Annotated in this window: 14 protein-coding genes; 12 read left to right on the top strand and 2 right to left on the bottom strand. The window is 65.5% G+C overall.

The window, feature by feature from the left end; translation table 11 throughout:
* Nucleotides 1-148 precede the first annotated feature (148 nt).
* On the bottom strand, nt 149-511 hold the full coding sequence (locus tag KVT37_RS07320) for a nuclear transport factor 2 family protein (RefSeq protein ID WP_217571848.1): 363 nt from the start codon (nt 509-511) through the stop codon (nt 149-151).
* Nucleotides 512-623: 112 nt separating this feature from the next.
* On the opposite strand from KVT37_RS07320, the gene xylA reads away from it, so the two are divergent.
* From xylA to KVT37_RS07305, 3 genes are all read left to right on the top strand, one after another.
* Nucleotides 624-1949 (top strand): xylose isomerase, encoded by a 1326-nt coding sequence (xylA, locus tag KVT37_RS07315; RefSeq protein WP_217571145.1) that lies wholly within the window; start codon nt 624-626, stop codon nt 1947-1949.
* Between the two features lie 236 nt (nt 1950-2185).
* Nucleotides 2186-2389, top strand: a complete 204-nt coding sequence (locus KVT37_RS07310) for a hypothetical protein (protein WP_217571143.1) — start codon at nt 2186-2188, stop codon at nt 2387-2389.
* A 90-nt stretch (nt 2390-2479) separates the two neighbouring features.
* On the top strand, nt 2480-3241 hold the full coding sequence (locus KVT37_RS07305) for a TIGR01458 family HAD-type hydrolase (RefSeq protein ID WP_308642590.1): 762 nt from the start codon (nt 2480-2482) through the stop codon (nt 3239-3241).
* Here KVT37_RS07305 and KVT37_RS07300 read toward each other — a convergent pair.
* Nucleotides 3222-4202: a GlxA family transcriptional regulator gene (locus KVT37_RS07300; RefSeq protein ID WP_217571139.1), complete on the bottom strand. Its 981-nt coding sequence runs from the start codon at nt 4200-4202 to the stop codon at nt 3222-3224. The two genes, KVT37_RS07305 and KVT37_RS07300, sit on opposite strands and share 20 nt — an antisense overlap.
* Before the next feature lie 125 nt (nt 4203-4327).
* Here KVT37_RS07300 and KVT37_RS07295 point away from each other — a divergent pair, with 125 nt between their 5' ends.
* From KVT37_RS07295 to KVT37_RS07255, 9 genes are all read left to right on the top strand, one after another.
* Nucleotides 4328-5251: a 3-keto-5-aminohexanoate cleavage protein gene (locus KVT37_RS07295; RefSeq protein WP_217571137.1), complete on the top strand. Its 924-nt coding sequence runs from the start codon at nt 4328-4330 to the stop codon at nt 5249-5251.
* A gap of 13 nt (nt 5252-5264) precedes the next feature.
* The gene (locus tag KVT37_RS07290) at nt 5265-5888 is read left to right on the top strand and encodes an HD domain-containing protein (RefSeq protein ID WP_217571135.1); all 624 of its coding nucleotides are present in this window, start codon (nt 5265-5267) and stop codon (nt 5886-5888) included.
* 2 nt (nt 5889-5890) lie between these two features.
* Nucleotides 5891-7021: a carnitine 3-dehydrogenase gene (locus KVT37_RS07285; RefSeq protein WP_217571133.1), complete on the top strand. Its 1131-nt coding sequence runs from the start codon at nt 5891-5893 to the stop codon at nt 7019-7021.
* A 4-nt stretch (nt 7022-7025) separates the two neighbouring features.
* Nucleotides 7026-8189, top strand: coding sequence for an acyl-CoA dehydrogenase family protein (locus tag KVT37_RS07280; protein ID WP_217571131.1), 1164 nt, complete (start codon nt 7026-7028; stop codon nt 8187-8189).
* Between the two features lie 64 nt (nt 8190-8253).
* Nucleotides 8254-10332, top strand: a complete 2079-nt coding sequence (locus KVT37_RS07275; RefSeq protein WP_217571129.1) for an acetate--CoA ligase family protein — start codon at nt 8254-8256, stop codon at nt 10330-10332.
* Nucleotides 10325-11107: a carnitinyl-CoA dehydratase gene (locus KVT37_RS07270; RefSeq protein WP_217571127.1), complete on the top strand. Its 783-nt coding sequence runs from the start codon at nt 10325-10327 to the stop codon at nt 11105-11107. Before KVT37_RS07275 ends, KVT37_RS07270 begins: the two co-directional genes overlap by 8 nt.
* A gap of 217 nt (nt 11108-11324) precedes the next feature.
* Complete coding sequence (locus KVT37_RS07265; protein ID WP_217571125.1) at nt 11325-12266, top strand: alpha/beta hydrolase; 942 nt, start codon at nt 11325-11327, stop codon at nt 12264-12266.
* A 558-nt stretch (nt 12267-12824) separates the two neighbouring features.
* Entirely contained in the window at nt 12825-14786 is a 1962-nt protein-coding gene (locus KVT37_RS07260; RefSeq protein ID WP_254633867.1) for a hypothetical protein, read from the top strand.
* Nucleotides 14787-14797: 11 nt separating this feature from the next.
* Complete coding sequence (locus KVT37_RS07255) at nt 14798-18667, top strand: DUF11 domain-containing protein (protein ID WP_217571121.1); 3870 nt, start codon at nt 14798-14800, stop codon at nt 18665-18667.
* Nucleotides 18668-18741 lie beyond the last annotated feature (74 nt).

Raw genomic sequence — 18741 nt, 5'->3', positions numbered from 1 at the left:
GGGGGAGATTGGCAGTTGGGGCGCCCCGCTCATCCCTGCAACTCTGGAGATTGGCGAAAGCCGGAGCGACGTCCGATCTCCCCCCTTGAGGGGGAGATGGCCGGCAGGCCAGAGAGAGGGGCCTCGCACCCCACCTCCCCAGTTAGCCTCACTGCGCCGGCACCTTGTCCAAAAACCCGGTGACACTCTTCAGCCGCCCGTTCTCGATGACGCCTATATCGGTGCCCTCGATCACGGACTCGACACCTTCCGGCCCGAGATTCCACGAGAAGCGGATGCGGTCGGCGAAACCGTCCGGCTCGCCCTTCAGCGAGAAGCGGAAGCCGGCGAAGCGCTGCTGCACACCGTCAATCAGCGCTGCGATGCCGTCATGGCCGTCGCCCTGCATGACCGGATCACGGTAGCTGACGTCGCTGGTGAAGGCCGCTTCGAGCAGCGCCTTGCGGCGGTTGGCATCGCTCTCGTTCCAGGCGCTGATGTAGTTCAAGGCGATCGTGTTGAGGTCGGTCATGGTCATGGTCCTTCGTTGGATCGTTTCGACATGACCGTTTTGGCCTCGCGAAAAAGCGAAACCAATTACGCCTGAGGTAATCGGGCGAATGCACCCGGAGAGGAAGGAAACCATGGGCAGCGGATTTTTCGGCGACATCAAAAAGATCAAATATGAGGGGCCGGATTCGACCAATCCGCTGGCCTACCGGTTCTACAACCCGGACGAGGTTGTGGCCGGCAAGCGGCTGGAAGACCATCTGCGCTTCGCCGTCGCCTACTGGCATTCCTTCGCCTGGCCGGGCGGTGACCCGTTCGGCGGCCAGACCTTCGACCGGCCGTGGTTCGCCAAGCCTGGCGGCATCGACACGATGGAACTGGCCAAGCTCAAGGCCGACGTCGCCTTCGAGATGTTCTCGCTGCTCGGTGCACCCTATTTCTGCTTCCACGACGCCGATGTCCGCCCGGAGGGCAAGGATTTCTCCGAAAGCGCCGAGCGCCTCGACGAGATCGCCGACTACTTCGCCGAGAAGATGAAGAAGACCGGCGTAAAGCTGCTTTGGGGCACGGCGAACCTGTTCTCGCACCGCCGCTTCATGTCGGGCGCGGCAACCAATCCCGATCCGGATGTGTTCGCCTATGCGGCGGCGACGGTGAAGAGCTGCATCGACGTCACCAAGCGGTTGAAGGGCGAGAATTATGTGCTGTGGGGTGGCCGCGAAGGCTATGAGACGTTGCTCAACACCGACCTTGGACGCGAGCAGGAGCAGGCCGGCCGCTTCCTCAATCTCGTCGTCGACTACAAGCACAAGATCGGCTTCAAGGGCACGATCCTGATCGAGCCGAAGCCGCAGGAGCCGACCAAGCATCAGTATGACTATGACGTTGCCACGGTGTACGGCTTCCTCAAGCGCTTCGGGCTGGAGAAGGAGGTAAAACTCAACATCGAGCAGGGCCACGCGATCCTGGCCGGCCATTCCTTCGAGCACGAATTGGCGCTGGCCAACGCGCTCGGCGTCTTCGGCTCCATCGACATGAACCGCAACGACTACCAGTCGGGCTGGGACACCGACCAGTTCCCCAACAACGTGCCGGAAATGGCGCTGGCCTATTACCAGGTCCTGCAGGGCGGCGGCTTCAAGACGGGCGGCACCAATTTCGATGCCAAGCTCAGGCGCCAGTCGCTCGATCCGGACGATCTCCTGATCGGTCATATCGGCGGCATGGACGCCTGCGCGCGCGGCCTCAAGGCGGCGGCGAAGATGATCGAGGACAAGGCGCTGTCCGGCCCGCTTGCCGAACGCTATGCCGGCTGGAACACCGCCGAAGGCAAGGCGATGCTTGCCGGCAAGCGCACGCTGGAGGAGATCGCCGAACGCGTGGTGAAGAAGAAGATCGAGCCGCAGCCGCGCTCCGGCCGGCAGGAATTGCTCGAAAACATCGTCAACCGCTACGTCTGACATCCGATCGGTGCATTGAAATCTGCCGCGAGCGGCCAACAAGCCGCCGCGGCATTCTCTTGTCGACAGCGCAAAAGCGCGCCGGGAATCGCGTTGCCGCGATTTGCAGGCGGCTGACAAAACTTTGCCCCGCACTGCCCTTCAATCACCTCGTTCTTGCCTTCAAACAGCCGTCACGGATTTCGTATAAACACGGCTCCTGTGGCGGGTGATGAAGAAGAAGGAGGCGAACCGATATGCAGCACGAACGCGAAATCGACGCCCTGCTCTCTCCCAGCGAGGCCGGATCGATCATCGACCGGCTGATGGCGCTGCCGTACTCGAAAGACAGCGTCCGCAAGACAAATGAATGGGATCGCGCGGTCGCCGCGCGGCTCGAAACGGCGCTGGCCAAGAGCATGCGCTCGCGCATCGTCGGCGAAGGCCGCGACGCCGCCTGATTCTCCCGCGCCTGATTCTCTCGTGGCCTGATTCTCTCGTAGTTTGACGAACAGAAACTGTTTCTCCATCCTGCGCCGATGATACGCGCGGTGCTCCTGGATCTTCTGGGTGTCGTCTATGATGGCGACACCCCGATACCGGGCGCCGCCGCGGCCATCGAGCGTTTGCGCAGCGCCGCGTTGCCGCTGCGTTTCGTCAGCAACACGACACGCTCGCCGCGCAGCGCAATCATCGCGCAACTTGCGGCCATGGGCATCGAGGTTGCGGAGGAAGAGTTGCTGACGCCGGCGCGCGCCGCGGTCGAATGGCTGCGCAAGCATGGCCGCCAGCCGCATCTGCTCGTCCATCCCGACCTCGAGGCCGAGTTTTCGGGGCTGGACGGCGGGAGCGGGCGCGCTATCGTCATCGGTGATGCGGGCGAAGCCTTCAACCACGCCAGCCTCAACCGGGCGTTCCGCGAACTGGTCGCCGGTGCCGATTTCCTGGCGCTTGCGGTCAACCGCACCTTCAAGGATGCGGACGGGCTGCTCAGCCTCGACACTGGCGCCTTCGTCGCCGCGCTCGAATTCGCCAGCGGCCGAACACCTGTGGTGCTCGGCAAACCCTCGCCGGACTTTTTTCTCGCCGCGCTCGCGGAATTGAACTGTCCGGCAGCCGACGCGGTCATGGTCGGCGACGATGCGGAGAGCGATGTCGCAGGAGCGTTGCGCGCCGGGCTCGGAGCGGCGTTGCTGGTTCGGACCGGCAAATACCGGCCGGGCGACGAAACGCGCTTCGATCCGGCTCCTACGGCACTTGTCGATGACCTCGCGGCGGCAATCGAGTGGATACTCAGCCGCGCCGCAACCTGACCGGCGCCTCGCCGAAAGCTCTCGAAAATGCCCTGGAAAATGCCGCGGCGGAGGAAAAGCCGGTACGCCCGGCAATGTCGGCCATGGCGATGCGCGTGTCGACCACCAGACGCCGGGCGGCGCTGAGGCGCAGCCTCAGATAATAGGCGCCCGGGGTCTCGCCGATCGACTTACGAAAAATGCTTTCCAGCGTCCGCGCCGTCACACCGGCGCGTTTGGCCACGGCATCGATGGTGAGCGGCTGGTCGACATGGGCCTCCATCAGCCGGATCGCCTGGGCAAGGCGCGGATCATAGCCGTCGAGCCGGCCGAGCGAGACCAGCGGCTGCGCGTCGGTCGCGGCGCGCGCCTGGTCGTAGATAAAGACGCTGGCGACATCGAGCGCGGCGGCCATTCCCAGCCTTGTGCGGACCAGATGCAGCATCAGGTCGAAGGTGGGTGACGCGCCGCCGGAGGTGAAGACCGGTCCATCGATGACATAGCGGTCCGGCCGCACGTCGACGCCGGGAAAGGCGGCGGAGAAATCCTCCATGTCTTCCCAATGCGTGGTGGCGCTGCGACCTTCGAGCAGGCCTGCGCGCGCCACCAGCCAGGTACCCGCCTCGACGCCGCCACAGGCACGGGCCGCGCGCGCCGCGCGCCGCAGACCGGCAAGCAGCGCCGAGGTGGCGTAATTCTGCGTGCCGAAGCCGGCGACGACGACCAGCATGTCGGTCGGCTCGGCCGCATCGAAGCGGCCGCTGACGGCAACCGGCAGGCCGCAGGTGGTGATCGGCGCCTCGCCGGTGACCGAGACCAGCTTGAAATCGAACAGCGTCTCGCCGGAGATGCGATTGGCAGCGCGCAGCGGGTCGACGGCCGATGCGACGCACATGATCGAGGAACCCGAGAACACAAGGAATGTCACCTTGAGGGTTTCGCGCTCGGACCGAAAGATGGTCGGCTTTTCGGTTTTAGTCATGAGACCTTCGTAAAACGCAAAACAGTTTCCGGCAAGTCGGTCATTCTGTATCCATCCCGTGCATAGCCCAACAAGGCTTCCGCTTTTGGCGGCACGCATGGCCGATCGACCCTGGGAGGATCAAGATGCCGCTTGCGATGAATCGTGAGGTTTTCATTACCTGTGCCGTGACCGGCTCCGGCGGCACGCAGGACCGCTCTCCCCATGTGCCGCGCTCGCCCAAGCAGATCGCCGATTCGGCGATCGACGCCGCCAAGGCGGGCGCCGCGATCGTTCATTGCCATGTGCGCGACCCCGAGACCGGCAAACCACGCCGCGACGTGCAGCTCTACCGCGAAGTGACCGAGCGCATCCGCGAGGCCAATGTCGACGTGGTGCTCAACCTCACCGCGGGCATGGGCGGCGACATGGTGTTCGGCTCGACGGAAGCGCCGCTGCCCTTGAACGAGAAGGGCACCGACATGGGCGGCGCCAGCAACCGCATGGAGCATGTACGGCAGTGCCTGCCGGAGATCTGCACGCTGGATTGCGGCACGATGAACTTCAACGAGGCCGATTACGTGATGACCAACACGCCCGGCATGCTGCGCGCCATGGGCGGCATGATGACGGCGCTGGGCGTGAAGCCCGAGATCGAGGCCTTCGATACTGGACATCTGTGGTTCGCCAAGCAGCTGGTCGAGGAAAAGGTGCTCAACGCCGACGCGCTGGTGCAGCTCTGCATGGGCGTGCCATGGGGCGCGCCGGACGACCTCAACACCTTCATGGCGATGGTCAACAACGTGCCGTCGACCTGGAACTGGTCGGCCTTCTCGATCGGTCGCAACCAGATGGCTTATGCCGCGGCGGCCGTGCTTGCCGGAGGCAATGTCCGCGTCGGCCTGGAAGACAATCTGTGGCTCGACAAGGGCGTGCTGGCGACCAACGCGCAGCTCGTCGAGCGCGCGGCCAGCATCGTCACCAATCTCGGCGCCCGTATCCTCGGACCGGAGGAAGTGCGCAAGAAGCTCAACCTTACCAAGCGGGCGCCCCTAGCTGCCGCGGCTTGAGCGGGAGCTGAAAATGGCTACCGTCAAATTCACCGCTATGAAGGATGGCGACAAGGACGATTACGAGTTCCTGACCGCCCATGAGATCGACTATGCCGCCAAGACCGGCGAGCGGCTGCTCGATGCGCTGGTGCAGCTCGACGAGGGCCTGTCGGGCTACAAGATAACCCGGCTCGGCCATTCGCTGCAGGCGGCGACGCGCGCCTGGCGCGACGGCGCCGACACCGACTGGATCGCCTGCGCGCTGCTGCACGACATCGGCGACATCTACGCGCCCTACAATCACGACGAGTATGCCGCCGCGATCCTGAAGCCGTTCGTGCGCGAGCAATGCACCTGGGTGGTGGAGAAGCATGGCGACTTCCAGCGCCTCTATTACGCGCATCATGTCGGCGGCAACCGGCATGCGCGCGAGCGCTTCGCCGGCCATGCCTATTTCGACGATTGCGACCAGTTCTGCGAACGCTGGGACCAGTCGAGCTTCGACCCCGACTATAAGACTTTGCCGATCGAGTTCTTCCGGCCCTTCGTGCTCGAAGTCTTCGCCCGCAAGGCCTACGACCCGGCGGTGATCCGCGCCGGCGAGCGCGTGGCCCTCACAGATCCCGAAACAGCCAAGACCAGAACCGGAGCCTGACCATGAGCATCATCAACAAGGCAGCCGCTATCGGCGGCGGTGTCATCGGCGCCGGCTGGGTGGCGCGGCTGCTGTTGAATGGCATCGATGTCTCGATCTTCGATCCGGATCCCGAGGCATCGCGCAAGGTCAGCGAAGTGATGAAGGGCGCGCGCCGCGCCTATAAGCAGATGCTGCCCGGCGGCCTGCCCAAGGAAGGCAAGCTGACCTTCGCCAAGACCATCGCCGAAGCGGTGGCCGATGCCGATTTCATCCAGGAAAGCGTGCCGGAGCGGCTCGACCTCAAGCACAAGGTGCTGGCCGAGATCGACGCGCACGCGCCGGCCAACGCCATCGTCGGCTCCTCGACCTCCGGCATCAAGCCGACCGACATGCAGGTGGCGATGAAGAAGCATCCGGAGCGGCTGGTCGTCGGCCATCCGTTCAACCCGGTCTATCTCTTGCCGCTGGTCGAGATTGTCGGCGGCCAGCAGACTTTCCCCGAGGCGATCGAGGTCGCTAAGGAGATTTACGCCTCGATCGGCATGAAGCCGGTGGTGGTGCGCAAGGAGATCGAGGCCTTCGTCGGCGACCGCCTGCTCGAAGCCGCCTGGCGCGAGGCGCTGTGGCTGGTCAAGGACGGCATCTGCACCGTCGAGGAACTCGACGACATCATGCGCTATTCCTTCGGCCTGCGCTGGGCGCAGATGGGCATGTTCCAGGTTTACCGCGTCGCCGGCGGCGAGGCCGGCATGCGCCACTTCATGGCGCAGTTCGGACCCTGCCTGAAATGGCCGTGGACCAAGCTGATGGACGTGCCGGAGTTCAACGACGAGTTGGTCGACCTGATCGCCACGCAGTCGGACGAGCAGGCGAATGGCCTGTCGATCCGCGAGCTGGAGAAGATTCGCGACGACAATCTGGTCGCGATCATGGAAGCGCTGTCGAAGCAGAACAAGGGCAAGGGCTGGGGCGCCGGCGCGCTGCATAAGGACTACACCAAGCAGCTCGCCAAGCTGGCGGCGAAACCGGCCGCCAAGGCAGACGGCAAGGCCAAGACCGCCAAGCCGGCGAAGAAGGCCGCAAAGCCGGCAAAGGCCGTAAAGCCTGCGAAGACCGAGAAGCCAAAGAAGAAGAGCGGCAAGAAGGGCTGAGGCGATGGATTTCGGGCTTTCCGAGGAACAAAAACTCATCGTCGAGACGACGCGCGCCTTCGTCGAGAACGAGCTTTATCCGCATGAGCGCGAGGTGGAGCGCACCGGCGAGCTGCGCCGCGAGCTGATCGACGAGCTGAAGGCCAAGGCGATCGAAGCCGGGCTTTATGCGGCCAACATGCCGGCCGATGTCGGCGGCGCCGGCCTCGATACGGTGAGCTGGCTGCTCTATGAGAAGGAGCTTGGCCGCGCCAATTACGCGCTGCACTGGACCTGCGTGGCGCGGCCGTCCAACATCCTGCTCGCCGGCACGCCGGAGCAGCGCGAAAAGTACCTCTTCCCCTGCATCCGCGGCGAGAAGTGGGACTGCCTGGCGATGACCGAGCCCGGCGCCGGTTCCGACTTGCGCGGCATGAAGGCGACCGCCGTGCAGGACGGCTCGGACTGGGTGCTCAACGGCACCAAGCATTTTATCAGCCACGCCGACATAGCCGACTTTGCGATTGTCTTCATGGCCTCGGGCGAAGAGGATTCGCCGCGCGGCAAACGCAAGAAGATCACCGCCTTCTTCGTCGACAAGGGCACCAAGGGTTTTTCGGTGCGCGACGGCTACCGCAATGTCTCGCATCGCGGCTACACCAACTCGATCCTCGAATTCGACGACTGCCGGCTGCCGGCCTCCCAGGTGCTCGGCGAAGTGCACAAGGGTTTTGATGTCGCCAACTCCTGGCTTGGCGCGACACGCCTGCAGGTCGGCGCAACCTGCCTCGGCCGCGCCGAGCGGGCGCTGTCGCATGCCATTGAATATGCCGCGCAGCGCCAGCAGTTCGGCCAGCAGATCGGCAAGTTCCAGGGCGTTTCGTTCAAGCTCGCCGACATGGCGACGGAACTGAAGGCCGCCGACCTGATGGTGTTCGAAGCCGGCTGGAAGTACGATCAGGGCACCGTCACCGATCAGGACATGGCGATGGCCAAGCTGAAGGCCACCGAAATGCTGGCCTATGTCGCCGACGAAGCGATCCAGATCCATGGCGGCATGGGGCTGATGGACGACCTGCCGCTGGAGCGCATCTGGCGCGACGCCCGCGTCGAGCGCATCTGGGAAGGCACGTCGGAGATTCAGCGACATATTATTTCGCGGGCGTTGCTGCGTCCGTTCGGAGCTTAGAGCATGATGGGCCAAAGCCAGGATCCGGCTTTGGACAGGATCATGCTCAAACGAAAAGATGGCCATGCATAAACTCGAACGTCTCCTGCGCCCGAAATCGATCGCCGTGTTCGGCGGGGCGCAGGCCGCCGCCGTCGTGGCGCAGTCGATCAAGATGGGCTTTGCCGGCGAAATCTGGCCAGTGCATCCGACCAAGGACGAGGTCGCCGGCCGCAAGGCCTACCGCTCCGTCGCCGACCTCCCGGGCGCGCCGGACGCCGCCTTTGTCGGCGTCAACCGCCATCTCACCATCGAGGTGGTCAAGGCGCTCGCCGAGCGCGGCGCCGGCGGCGCCGTCTGCTTCGCGGCGGGCTTCCTCGAGACCGAGGCCTATGACGAGGATGGCGAGCGGCTGCAGGCGGAGCTCGTCGCCGCGGCCGGTGAGATGCCGATCATCGGGCCGAACTGCTATGGCCTGATCAACTATGCCGACGGCGCGCTGTTGTGGCCCGACCAGCATGGCGGCATTCGGCTGCCCGAGGGCGGCAAGGGCGTGGCCATCATCACGCAATCTTCCAACATCGCCATCAACATGACGATGCAGAAGCGCGGCCTGCCGATCGCCTTCCTGATGACGGCCGGCAACCAGGCGCAGACCGGCCTCTCCGAAATGGCGCTGGGCCTGATCGAGGACGAGCGCGTCACCTCGCTCGGCATGCATATCGAGGCGTTCGACTCGGTAGCCGGCTTCGAGAGGCTGGCGGCGCGGGCACGCGAGCTGAAGAAGCCGATCATCGCCATGAAGGTCGGGCGGTCCGAACAGGCGCGGCAGGCGACGGTGTCGCACACCGCATCGCTGGCCGGCTCGGACGCCGCCTCCGGCGCCTTCCTGAAGCGCCTCGGCATCGCGCGCGTCGATTCCATTCCCGCCTTCATCGAGGCGCTGAAGCTGCTCCACATCACCGGACCGCTGCCCGGCTACAAGCTCTCGTCGATGAGCTGCTCGGGCGGCGAGGCTTCCGTGATGGCCGACAGCGCCGAGGGGCGCTGGGTGCATTTCCCGACGCTTACCGAAAAACACCGTGCCCATGTGAAATCAACGCTCGGACCGCTGGTCGCGGTCGCCAATCCGCTCGACTACCACACCTTCATCTGGAACAACGAGCCGGCGATGACCGCCACCTTCACCGCCATGGTGTCGGGCGGCTTCGACCTCAACATGCTGGTGCTCGACTTCCCGCGTCCCGACCGCTGCTCCGACGTCGACTGGTGGGCGACGCTGCGCGCCTTCGAGGCGGCGCTCAAGACCAACAAGGCGCAAGGCGCGATCGTCTCCTCGCTGCCGGAGAACCTGCCCGAGGAATACACCGCTGGCCTGATGGCGCGCGGCATGGTGCCGTTGTTCGGCATTTCCGAAGCCATGGACGCCGCCGGAGCCGCAGCCTTCATCGGCTGGGCCTGGGCTGAACCGCAGGCGCAGCCGGTCGACACCACCGCGGCGGGAGCGTCGGAAGCCAGGCGCGTGACGCCCGATGAGGCGGAGGCCAAGGACAGGCTGATCAAGGCCGGGCTGCCGGTGCCGAAAGGCGAACGTGGCTCCAACGCGGTCGAGGCAGTGATCTCGTCGATGACGCTGGGCTTCCCGGTGGCGCTGAAGGCGCTCGGCGTAACGCACAAGTCGGAAGTCGGCGCCGTCAGGCTGAACCTCAAGGATGCCGAATCCGTCAGCGCCGCCGCGCATGACCTCTTGCCGCTCGGCACCGGGCTCTATGCCGAGCGCATGGTGCGCGACGGCGTCGCCGAGCTGATCGTCGGCTTCACCCGCGATCCGATGTTCGGCGTGGTGATGACGCTCGGCACCGGCGGCGTGCTGGTCGAGCTTCTGCGCGACAGCGTGACCCTGATGCTGCCGGCAACCCGCGACGACATCGAGGCGGCATTGCGTGGGCTCAAGCTTTATCCTCTGCTCGAAGGCTATCGGGGCCGGCCGAAGGCCGATGTCGCTGCCGCCATCGATGCCATCGCCGGCATTGCCGACTTCGTCCAGAAGAACGAAGGCGAGATCGAGGAACTCGACATCAACCCGCTGATCGTCTGCGCCCAGGGGAAGGGCGCGTGGATCGCGGATGCCCTGCTGGTGCTTGGAGAGAAGAAGAATGGCTGACGTCATCACCACCCGCCGCGAGGGCGCGATCCTCGAGGTCACGCTCGACCGGCCGAAGGCCAATGCCATCGACCTGAAGACGTCGCGGCTGATGGGGGAGACCTTCAAGGCGTTCCGCGACGATCCTGACTTGCGCGTCGCCATCGTCAAGACGGCCGGCGACAAGTTCTTCAGCGCCGGCTGGGACCTGAAGGCGGCCGCGGCCGGCGACGCGGTCGACGGCGACTATGGCGTCGGCGGCTTTGCCGGGCTGCAGGAACTGCGCGATCTCAACAAGCCGGTGATCGCCTGCGTCAACGGCATGGCGGTGGGTGGCGGCTTCGAGCTGGCGCTGTCCTGCGACCTCATCTACGCTTCGGACCATTCCTCCTTCGCGCTGCCCGAGATCCGCGCCGGCACGCTGGCCGACGCAGCGACAATCAAGCTGCCGAAGCGCATCCCCTACCACATCGCCATGGACCTTCTGTTCACCGGCCGCTGGATGGATGTGGCGGAAGCGCATCGCTGGGGCCTGGTCAACGAGGTGCTGCCGAAGGAGAAGCTCGAGGAGCGCGTCTGGGAGATCGCGCGGCTTTTGGCCAGCGGCCCGCCGCTGGTGTTCGCCTCGATCAAGGAGACGGCGCGGGTGGCCGAGGCGCTGACCTTCCAGGAGGCGATGAACAAGGTGACGCGCCGGCAGCTGCCGACGGTCGACACGCTCTATGGGTCGGAGGACAATATGGAAGGGTTCCGGGCGTTTGCGGAAAAGCGCGACCCGGTGTGGAAGGGACGATAGTCTCGCAGACGATGGCGTTCCTTCACACCCCCCTCTGCCCTGCCGGGCATCTCCCCCGCAAGGGGGGAGATTGGATGTCGCGAAGGCTTTCGCCAATCTCCCACGCTGCAAGAAGGGCGCCGAGCCCGACGCTGCCAATCTCCCCCCTTGCGGGGGAGATGGCCGGCAGGCCAGAGGGGGGTGCCCGGGCTCGACCTCTCCAATCGACGCAGCAAGCATGACCGACTACAAAACACTCATCGACGCCGAGACGTGGGCCTTCATCGAGAAGACCAACTCCTACTATCCGCCTGATACGATCGACTACACGATCGAAGAGCAGCGCGCGATCTACGACCGGATGTGTCGCGAGTTCTTTGCCGGCTATCCGCAAGCGGTGACGGCGGAAACCACCGCCATTGCCGCGCCAACCAACAGCATTCCGATCCGCATCTACCGCAACGCGACCCCGGACAACACCGCCATGGTGCTCTACATCCATGGCGGCGGCTTCATCCTTGGCGGGCTGGACAGCCATGACGATGTCTGCGCCGAGCTTTGCGCCCGCACCGGCTACGAGGTGGTTTCGGTCGACTACCGGCTGGCGCCGGAGCATCTGCATCCCGCGGCCTTCGACGACGCTTTGGGCGCCTTCGAGTGGGCCGCCAGAACCTATGACCGCCCCGTCTTGCTTTGCGGCGACAGCGCCGGCGGCAATCTCTGCGCCGCGGTCGCGCATGCGACGCGCGGCCATGTGAAAAAGCCGGCCGGTCAGATGCTGATCTATCCCGGCCTCGGCGGCGACCGCTCGAAGGGTTCTTATCTCACTCATTCCGAGGCGCCGATGCTGACCGTGCGCGACCTCGAATTCTACAAGCATATCCGCACGGGAGGCGTGGACCGGACCGGCGACATCACGCTCTACCCGCTCGCCGATGGCGATTTCGCCAATCTGCCGCCGACCGTGCTGATCACCGCCGAATGCGACCCGCTGTCGTCCGACGGCGAAGCCTATCGCGACCGCATTGTCGCGGCCGGCGGGCGGGCGTATTGGCTCGAAGAGCCGGGCCTTGTGCACGGCTACCTCAGAGCCCGGCACACTGTCGGCCGGGCACGCGCCAGCTTTACCCGGATCGTCGACGCGGTGTCGGCGCTCGGCCGAGCCGAGTGCACTTGGTGATCGTTCGCCAGAAAAACGAGCCTGCCTGAGGCGACCCTGGCGGCAGAAGCGTCAAGCGTTTTCCGTTAAAGCGCGTCGCCTGAAGCGGGTTCAGGCGACTCGCTTTAAGTCTTTGTTTTGCTGCATGTCGTTGTCCCATAACCGCGGCACAGTTCTGGGCGACATGCGTTGGATAGAAAAATCTGACGGTTCGCCGCTTCTGTGAAATGGCGAACAGTTCCAGCCGTCGCTTTCGATGAACCTTTCCGCTCCGGCCCGCGACTGACGGCCAGGCGCCGCAATGGTGCGGCCCGGAAAGGGAAAGCCGCCATGACCAGAAACCCAGAGACTTCGCGGTCTCCGGGAGCAACGGGAGCCCAGCGCGATCACCGCCTTCGGGAAGGGGTCGACGCGCTGGGCTTTCGGCTGATTCCGTTGACCCTACCCAGGAGCAGGCGTATCGTCACGCAGAGGAAAGCAGACAATTCGATCGGGGAAGAACGTGCCGCAACGCCGCGCCTTGCCCTGGTTGGCGCGGCAAGAACGGACGTTTCTCCCAGCGGCTTCGGGGGGAGTTCAATGTCTGGCGTTCGCGGCGCGCTCCTGCGTTCTCACGGCGGCCGTTTGCGCCGCGCAATCACCACAAGCAGCGGGATCCTGGCCCTGGCGCTGTCCGCCGGCCTCTGGCTCGGCGGCGTGGCGAAAGCGCAGGAAACTCAGATCATCTATCCGGGCTCGATGGCGGTTACTGGCTTCCCTGGCACCGTCATTCCCGGTTTCGACGAAGGCCTGCCGCCCGGCGTCGACCCGGTCGACGAAACCTTCATCGACACGTCGCGCGCATCCTTGCGCATTTTCGACGTCTCGCATCTCGGCGGCCCGGCGTCGGGCCAACTGGTCAACACCCCGCCGCCCTTCGAAGTGAGCGCCGGGCAGATCGGCGAGGTGTTCGGCCTGACCTATGACGATGGCGTGCGCGACGGCGTACCGTCGGGCATTCCCAACCTCTATGCCGCCGCGACCTCGCTGCACGGCGTCGAGATCGTGACGCCGGACGCCGACAGCGACGGACGTGCGGAGCGGCAGCGCCGCGGCACCGCGGGTGCGGCATTCATGGACGGCCAGTTCGGCACCGAGAATGGCGGCGGTCCGGGCACGATCTGGAAGATCGACGGCATCACCGGTGCGGTCTCCAAATTCGCCGACATCGACACCAACAGTGGGCCGGGCATCGGCAACCTCGCCTTCGACCCGATCCACCGCCAGTTCTTCGCGTCCGACCTCGACACCGGCCTGATCCACCGCATCGACGCTAACGGCCATCTGATCGACACGTTCGACCATGGCGTTGCCGGGCGTCCGGCGCATGGGCTTAGCCCCGTTGCCGACGACGGCGCCGTCATGGACATCCAGGGCGCGGCCTTCGACACCGAAGACGCCGAGACCTGGGGCTACACGCAGGACGAACGCCGCGTCTGGGCGGTCTCCTATCACGGTGGCCGGCTCTATTATTCGGTCGGCGAGAAATCCGAGATCTGGTCGGTCGGTATTGCGCGCGACGGCACATTCGCCGGCGATCCGCGCTGGGAACTGACGGTCAAGGCCGACAAGGACTACGCCGTCACCGACATCGCCTTCGACAACAAGGGCTTCATGTATCTCGCCCAGCGTGGCCCGGTCGAAAACCGCTACGATTACAGCCGCTTCGCCGATTCCGGCAAAGGCGAGCTGATCCGCTACTGGCGCGAGGACCCGGATGATCCGGCGACGGAGTCTGTCTGGGTCGAGGTGCCGCAGGAGTATGCGGTCGGCTTCCCGCAAGGCAACCGTCAGTCGGCCGGCGGCGTCGACCTGCAATATGGCTATGACGCCGAGGGCAATATCGATACCTCGGTCTGCACCGACACCGTCGTCAACACCGGTGACAAGCTGCGCGACAATCCAGAACTTGCCGAGAAGCTCGCCGCCGGCGGGCCGCTGGCGGTGCATGGCGTGCAGCTGACGCCGAGCGCGCTGGTCAAACCGGCCAACGTGCCGCCTTTCGGCTCCTGGTTCGTCGATTTCGACGGTTTCTTCGAAGACCCCGAAGTCGAAGGCCATGTCGGCGACGTTCGGGTCTGGCGCCCCTGCGAGGGCCGCGCCGGCTATTATGAGGAAATCCCCGGTGGCTACCTGCCTCCGTTCTATCCGCCGGACTTCCCACCGCCCGGCAACCTGCCGCCCTGCGTGGATATCGAGGACGTGCATTACTACTGCACGCCGCGCGGGCTTCAGGCCGAACTCTATCTCCATGACCATGCCGGCTTTGGCGGCGATTCGATCAAGGCACAGTCCAGGACGCCCGGCGTCGGGGTTTCGACCCCCATGTCGCATGTCCCGGGCAAGCCCTACACGATCGACATCACCGGCCATTATCCTGGCGACACCGTCAATGTCGGGCTCTGCTTCTACCGCAAGTCCGACCAGGACAGGGGTGGATACTACCCTTGCTGCAAGATGACGCTGCCGCTCAGAACGCCGGCCGTCAGCTGCGAACGTTGAGGGAGGGACAGATGACAAATCTCGCCCTGTCCCGCCTCGCCTCGCGCAAACCCGTCATGGAGACGATCATGAAACCCCTGTCATACGCCAGGCGCGGCGCGCGCTGGCTGATGGCGGCCGGTATCGCGGTCGCCATGATGCCGGCCTTGCCGGCGCTTGCCGAAGACACCGCCCCGGCCCAGCTCACGGAAGTCGGCGGACCGGAGCCCAGGCTCGACCTGGACAATCCGCGCATCGTCAACCCCGAACCCGGCCGCATCGTGCCCTTCTTCACCAAGACGGGCGGCCAGCGCAGTTGCGATTATGTCTACTACACGCTGACCTTTGGCTTGCGCGGCAATGCGCAAGCGTTTGCCAATCCGGTTCTCATCAATGCGCTGAAGAACGCCAAGATCGACTTCAAGGACCAGCTTCCGCATGGCCTGAAGATCGTCAACGTGAATGTGACCGGCGACGGCACGGACGCCGGCGGCGGACCGCTGCCGGCGGCGACGATCAGCAGCTCGACCGATCCCGACGATACGGCGACGGTGTCCGATTTCCGGATTTCCGCCTCCGACCTCGACGGTTCGGGCGCACTGGGCGAACGCACGATCACCTTCCGGATCCTGGCCAAGATCGACAAGGCGGCATTTCCGGCGCCGGCCAATGTCGACAACCAGGGTCAGATCAAGGTGTCGATGAGAGGCGGCCCGGGGACCATCATTCCGTCGCAGGATCCGAGCAAGCCGGACGACGGCGACTTCCTGACCGGCGCCAAGACGACAATCCATATCGACGTCACCAAGTGCAACCCGCCGCCACCTCCCGGCAAGGAATGCTTCAAGGTCGAACGCGGCACGGTCGATTGCGTGCCCGGCGGCGGCGCCTTCATCTACCACATGCCAGTCGGACCCGAGATGGGCGGCAAATGGGTGCAGGTGTCGACGACGACGCCCGGCATCATCATCGTTCCCGACACGCAGAAGGTGCCTATCGGCGGCGGCGTGCTGAACTGGAAGATCATCGGCGCCTCGCCCGGCGAGGTCATCCATCTCGTCGTCACCGGCATCGAGACCTATGCCGGGCCGAAGGAAGGCTGGGGACTCTGCTGCACGCAGGTGATCGACATCGTCATCCCGCGTGACCTCAGATGCCCGCCGAAGGACAAGGAGCCGGACCTCAAGGTCGAGAAGCATGCCGACGTGCCGCGTTGCACGATGGCCGGCGGTTGCGACTTCACCATCACCGTCACCAATGTCGGCGACGCGCCCTATAACGGCAAGATCGTGCTCGACGAGGTGACGCTGCCGGCCGGCTCCGTGCTTACCTCCGGGCCAAATTCGCCTTGGGTCTGCGTGCCCGGAACGACGCCGATGACGTGCACCTATCCGGTGACGACGCTCAACCCCGGCGCCTCGATCAACCTCAAGCTCGGTTTCAGGCCGGCCGGCGGCTGGCAGGGCAGCGTGCTGCGCAACTGCGCCGCCTATGACTACCAAGCCAGCGGCAAGCCACTGTTCGGCAGCCAGTTCAACGACCGCGGCTGCGCCTCGATCCCGATCTGCCGCCGTGGTGATCGCGATCCGCAGTGCCAGCCTCCGGTCGAGAAGAAGGTCGACCTGATCCTGAAGAAGCGCGCCCGCATCCCGGTCTGCACGGCCGACGGCGTCTGCTACTTCGTGATCGACATCATCAACAACGGCACCAACACCTATAACGGGCCGCTGACGGTGACTGACACCTATCCCGGCGGCGCGCCTACTTCCTCGACCTTCGGGCCGAGCCCGCCCTGGACCTGCGGGCCGAGCGGGCCTGGACAGTTCCGCTGCGACAATGCCGGCATCTCGCTGCCTCCGGGCGCCTCGACGCCGATCGTCGTCGAGGCGGTGATGCCGGCCAACTACCGGCCGGATAGCGTCGAGAACTGCGCCGAGGTGAAAGCCATTCCCGGCGAGGTCGACCTCGCCAACAACAAGGCCTGCGCGACCGAGCGCATCCGCCATCCGAATGGCGGCCAGCCCGGCCTGCGCATCACCAAGACATGCGACGGCTCGCTCGCCGGTGCGGCCGCGGTTTCGTGCCGCATCACCGTCAGCAATGCCGGCACTGCCGCCCCCACCGGTCCGGTGCGGGTCAGCGATGCCGCGACCCTGGTGTCGGGCGGCGCGCCCGTCCAGATCCAGACCGTCACCCCTGACGGCGCGGAATGGGCTTGCGGGCCGGTGCCCGCCAACACGCTGTCCTGCCAGATTCCCGGCGCCGTCATGACGCCCGGAACCAGCCGGCACTTCGACGTGACGGTGAGCGGCAATGGCGCGTTCGAGAACTGCGCGCGCGGCAGCTTCGGGCCGGCGCCGGGCGACGACATCGTCTACCCGATCGGCCAGGCCTGCGCGAAGGGCGGCGGCGGCTCGACCATCCGTGTCGAGAAGACCGGCGACGCCGAGTGCCAGCCCGGTCAACCCTGCTCGTTCGAGATCACCATCACGAACGACGGACCGAACCCCTTCTCAGGTCCGGTGCGCATCGGCGATGCGGTCGGCGTTGAGGGTCTCGGCCGGCTGGAAGGCGTCGAGATCACCTCGATCGACCCGCCCTTCGGCTGCTCGCCGGAACCGACGACCCTGCCTCTATCCTGCATCGCCAATCTGACGCTGGGGGCCGGCGAGAGCCATAGCCACCACGTCACCGTGATCCTTCCCGAGGATGGGCGTCTCGCCAATCTGCAAGGGACGGTCAACGGCCAGAACTGCGTCGGCGTGCTCTCTCCGAACACGCCGGTCGAGGGCGGCGGCGACGTGCTGTCGCGCGATGCGACCAACATCCAGGGCAATCGTGGCAAGGCCTATGCGTGCCACCCCTTCACCATCAGGCATGAGGTGAAGAACCAGTGCTCGTATGGGCTGGTGCTCAACTCGGCCGGCCGCTGCGTCTGCCCGGAGGGCACCACCTTCCGCAACGGCCAGTGCACTGGCGGCGGAGGCACCAAACTCCTGCCGCTGCCGCCACCGCCGCGCTGCGTCCTCCTGCAAGGCCAGATCCGAACCGCCGACGGACGTTGCGTCTGCCCGCGCGGCACCGATCTGGAGAACGGCAGATGCGTACAGGGTGGAGAGCCGCAGGAGCCGCAATGCACGCTGCGTCCCGGCCAGTACCGCGACCAGGACGGCAATTGCGTCTGCCGCCGCGGCGAACTGATCAACGGCGTGTGCCAGGTTATTCCGCCGAAATGCACGGTGCGCGGCGCCGTGCCGACCTCGGACGGCAATGGCTGCACCTGCCCGGACGGCACGCATCTCGACCGGGTGGCCAGGGCCTGCGTGCCTGACAAGGAGCCGCCTGCCCAGTGCCGCATCCGCGGCCAGTTCCGCAACGGCGACGGCGATTGCGTCTGCCCGCGCGGCACGGAGGTGCGTGACGGCGCCTGCCGGCCGACCGTGTCGAGGCAGTGCCCGATCCGCGGCCAGGTGCGCGACGCCAACGGCAACTGCGCCTGCCCGGACGGTCTGGAAGTGCGCGGCAAGGCCTGTGTGAGGCCGAAGCCGGCGCAGGAGCAGTGCACCATCCGCGGCCAGGTCCACAACAAGCGGGGCGACTGCGTCTGCCCGCGTGGAACCGAAGTCCGCGACGGCGCCTGCCGCAAGCCGCAACAGGAATGCGCGCCGGGCTCGCGCTTCATCGATGGCCAGTGCCAGCCGGTGCTGATCAAGCGGCGGTGCCCGGTCGGCACAACCGGACTGTTCCCGGACTGCACGCCGATCCGCAGGCGGCCGGGCGTCGAGATCAACCCGAACCTGCTGTTGAACCCGAACGTGCTGCAGCAACTCATACCGCAGCGCCAGCCGCGGCGGATCATTCAAGATCCGAACGGCGCAAACATCCAGAACTTCAAGCCGTAATTCCTGCCGGCTGAAGACGAAGACCCGCCGGAGCGATCCGGCGGGTTTTTCTTGTCCACTTGGCTGCAAAATGC

The organism is Mesorhizobium sp. GbtcB19 (assembly GCF_019091085.1).
Lineage (GTDB): Bacteria > Pseudomonadota > Alphaproteobacteria > Rhizobiales > Rhizobiaceae > Mesorhizobium.
The sequence above is the reverse complement of the archived record's forward strand: the minus strand, read 5'-3'. Positions and strand labels throughout refer to the sequence as shown.

What these genes read in the sequence shown, in the direction of transcription:
- KVT37_RS07320 (WP_217571848.1), bottom strand. Translation starts at nt 511, where the DNA reads ATGACCGACCTCAACACGATCGCCTTGAACTACATCAGCGCCTGGAAC.
- xylA (WP_217571145.1), top strand. Translation starts at nt 624, where the DNA reads ATGGGCAGCGGATTTTTCGGCGACATCAAAAAGATCAAATATGAGGGG.
- KVT37_RS07310 (WP_217571143.1), top strand. Translation starts at nt 2,186, where the DNA reads ATGCAGCACGAACGCGAAATCGACGCCCTGCTCTCTCCCAGCGAGGCC.
- KVT37_RS07300 (WP_217571139.1), bottom strand. Translation starts at nt 4,202, where the DNA reads ATGACTAAAACCGAAAAGCCGACCATCTTTCGGTCCGAGCGCGAAACC.
- KVT37_RS07295 (WP_217571137.1), top strand. Translation starts at nt 4,328, where the DNA reads ATGCCGCTTGCGATGAATCGTGAGGTTTTCATTACCTGTGCCGTGACC.
- KVT37_RS07290 (WP_217571135.1), top strand. Translation starts at nt 5,265, where the DNA reads ATGGCTACCGTCAAATTCACCGCTATGAAGGATGGCGACAAGGACGAT.
- KVT37_RS07285 (WP_217571133.1), top strand. Translation starts at nt 5,891, where the DNA reads ATGAGCATCATCAACAAGGCAGCCGCTATCGGCGGCGGTGTCATCGGC.
- KVT37_RS07280 (WP_217571131.1), top strand. Translation starts at nt 7,026, where the DNA reads ATGGATTTCGGGCTTTCCGAGGAACAAAAACTCATCGTCGAGACGACG.
- KVT37_RS07275 (WP_217571129.1), top strand. Translation starts at nt 8,254, where the DNA reads ATGCATAAACTCGAACGTCTCCTGCGCCCGAAATCGATCGCCGTGTTC.
- KVT37_RS07270 (WP_217571127.1), top strand. Translation starts at nt 10,325, where the DNA reads ATGGCTGACGTCATCACCACCCGCCGCGAGGGCGCGATCCTCGAGGTC.
- KVT37_RS07265 (WP_217571125.1), top strand. Translation starts at nt 11,325, where the DNA reads ATGACCGACTACAAAACACTCATCGACGCCGAGACGTGGGCCTTCATC.
- KVT37_RS07260 (WP_254633867.1), top strand. Translation starts at nt 12,825, where the DNA reads ATGTCTGGCGTTCGCGGCGCGCTCCTGCGTTCTCACGGCGGCCGTTTG.
- KVT37_RS07255 (WP_217571121.1), top strand. Translation starts at nt 14,798, where the DNA reads ATGACAAATCTCGCCCTGTCCCGCCTCGCCTCGCGCAAACCCGTCATG.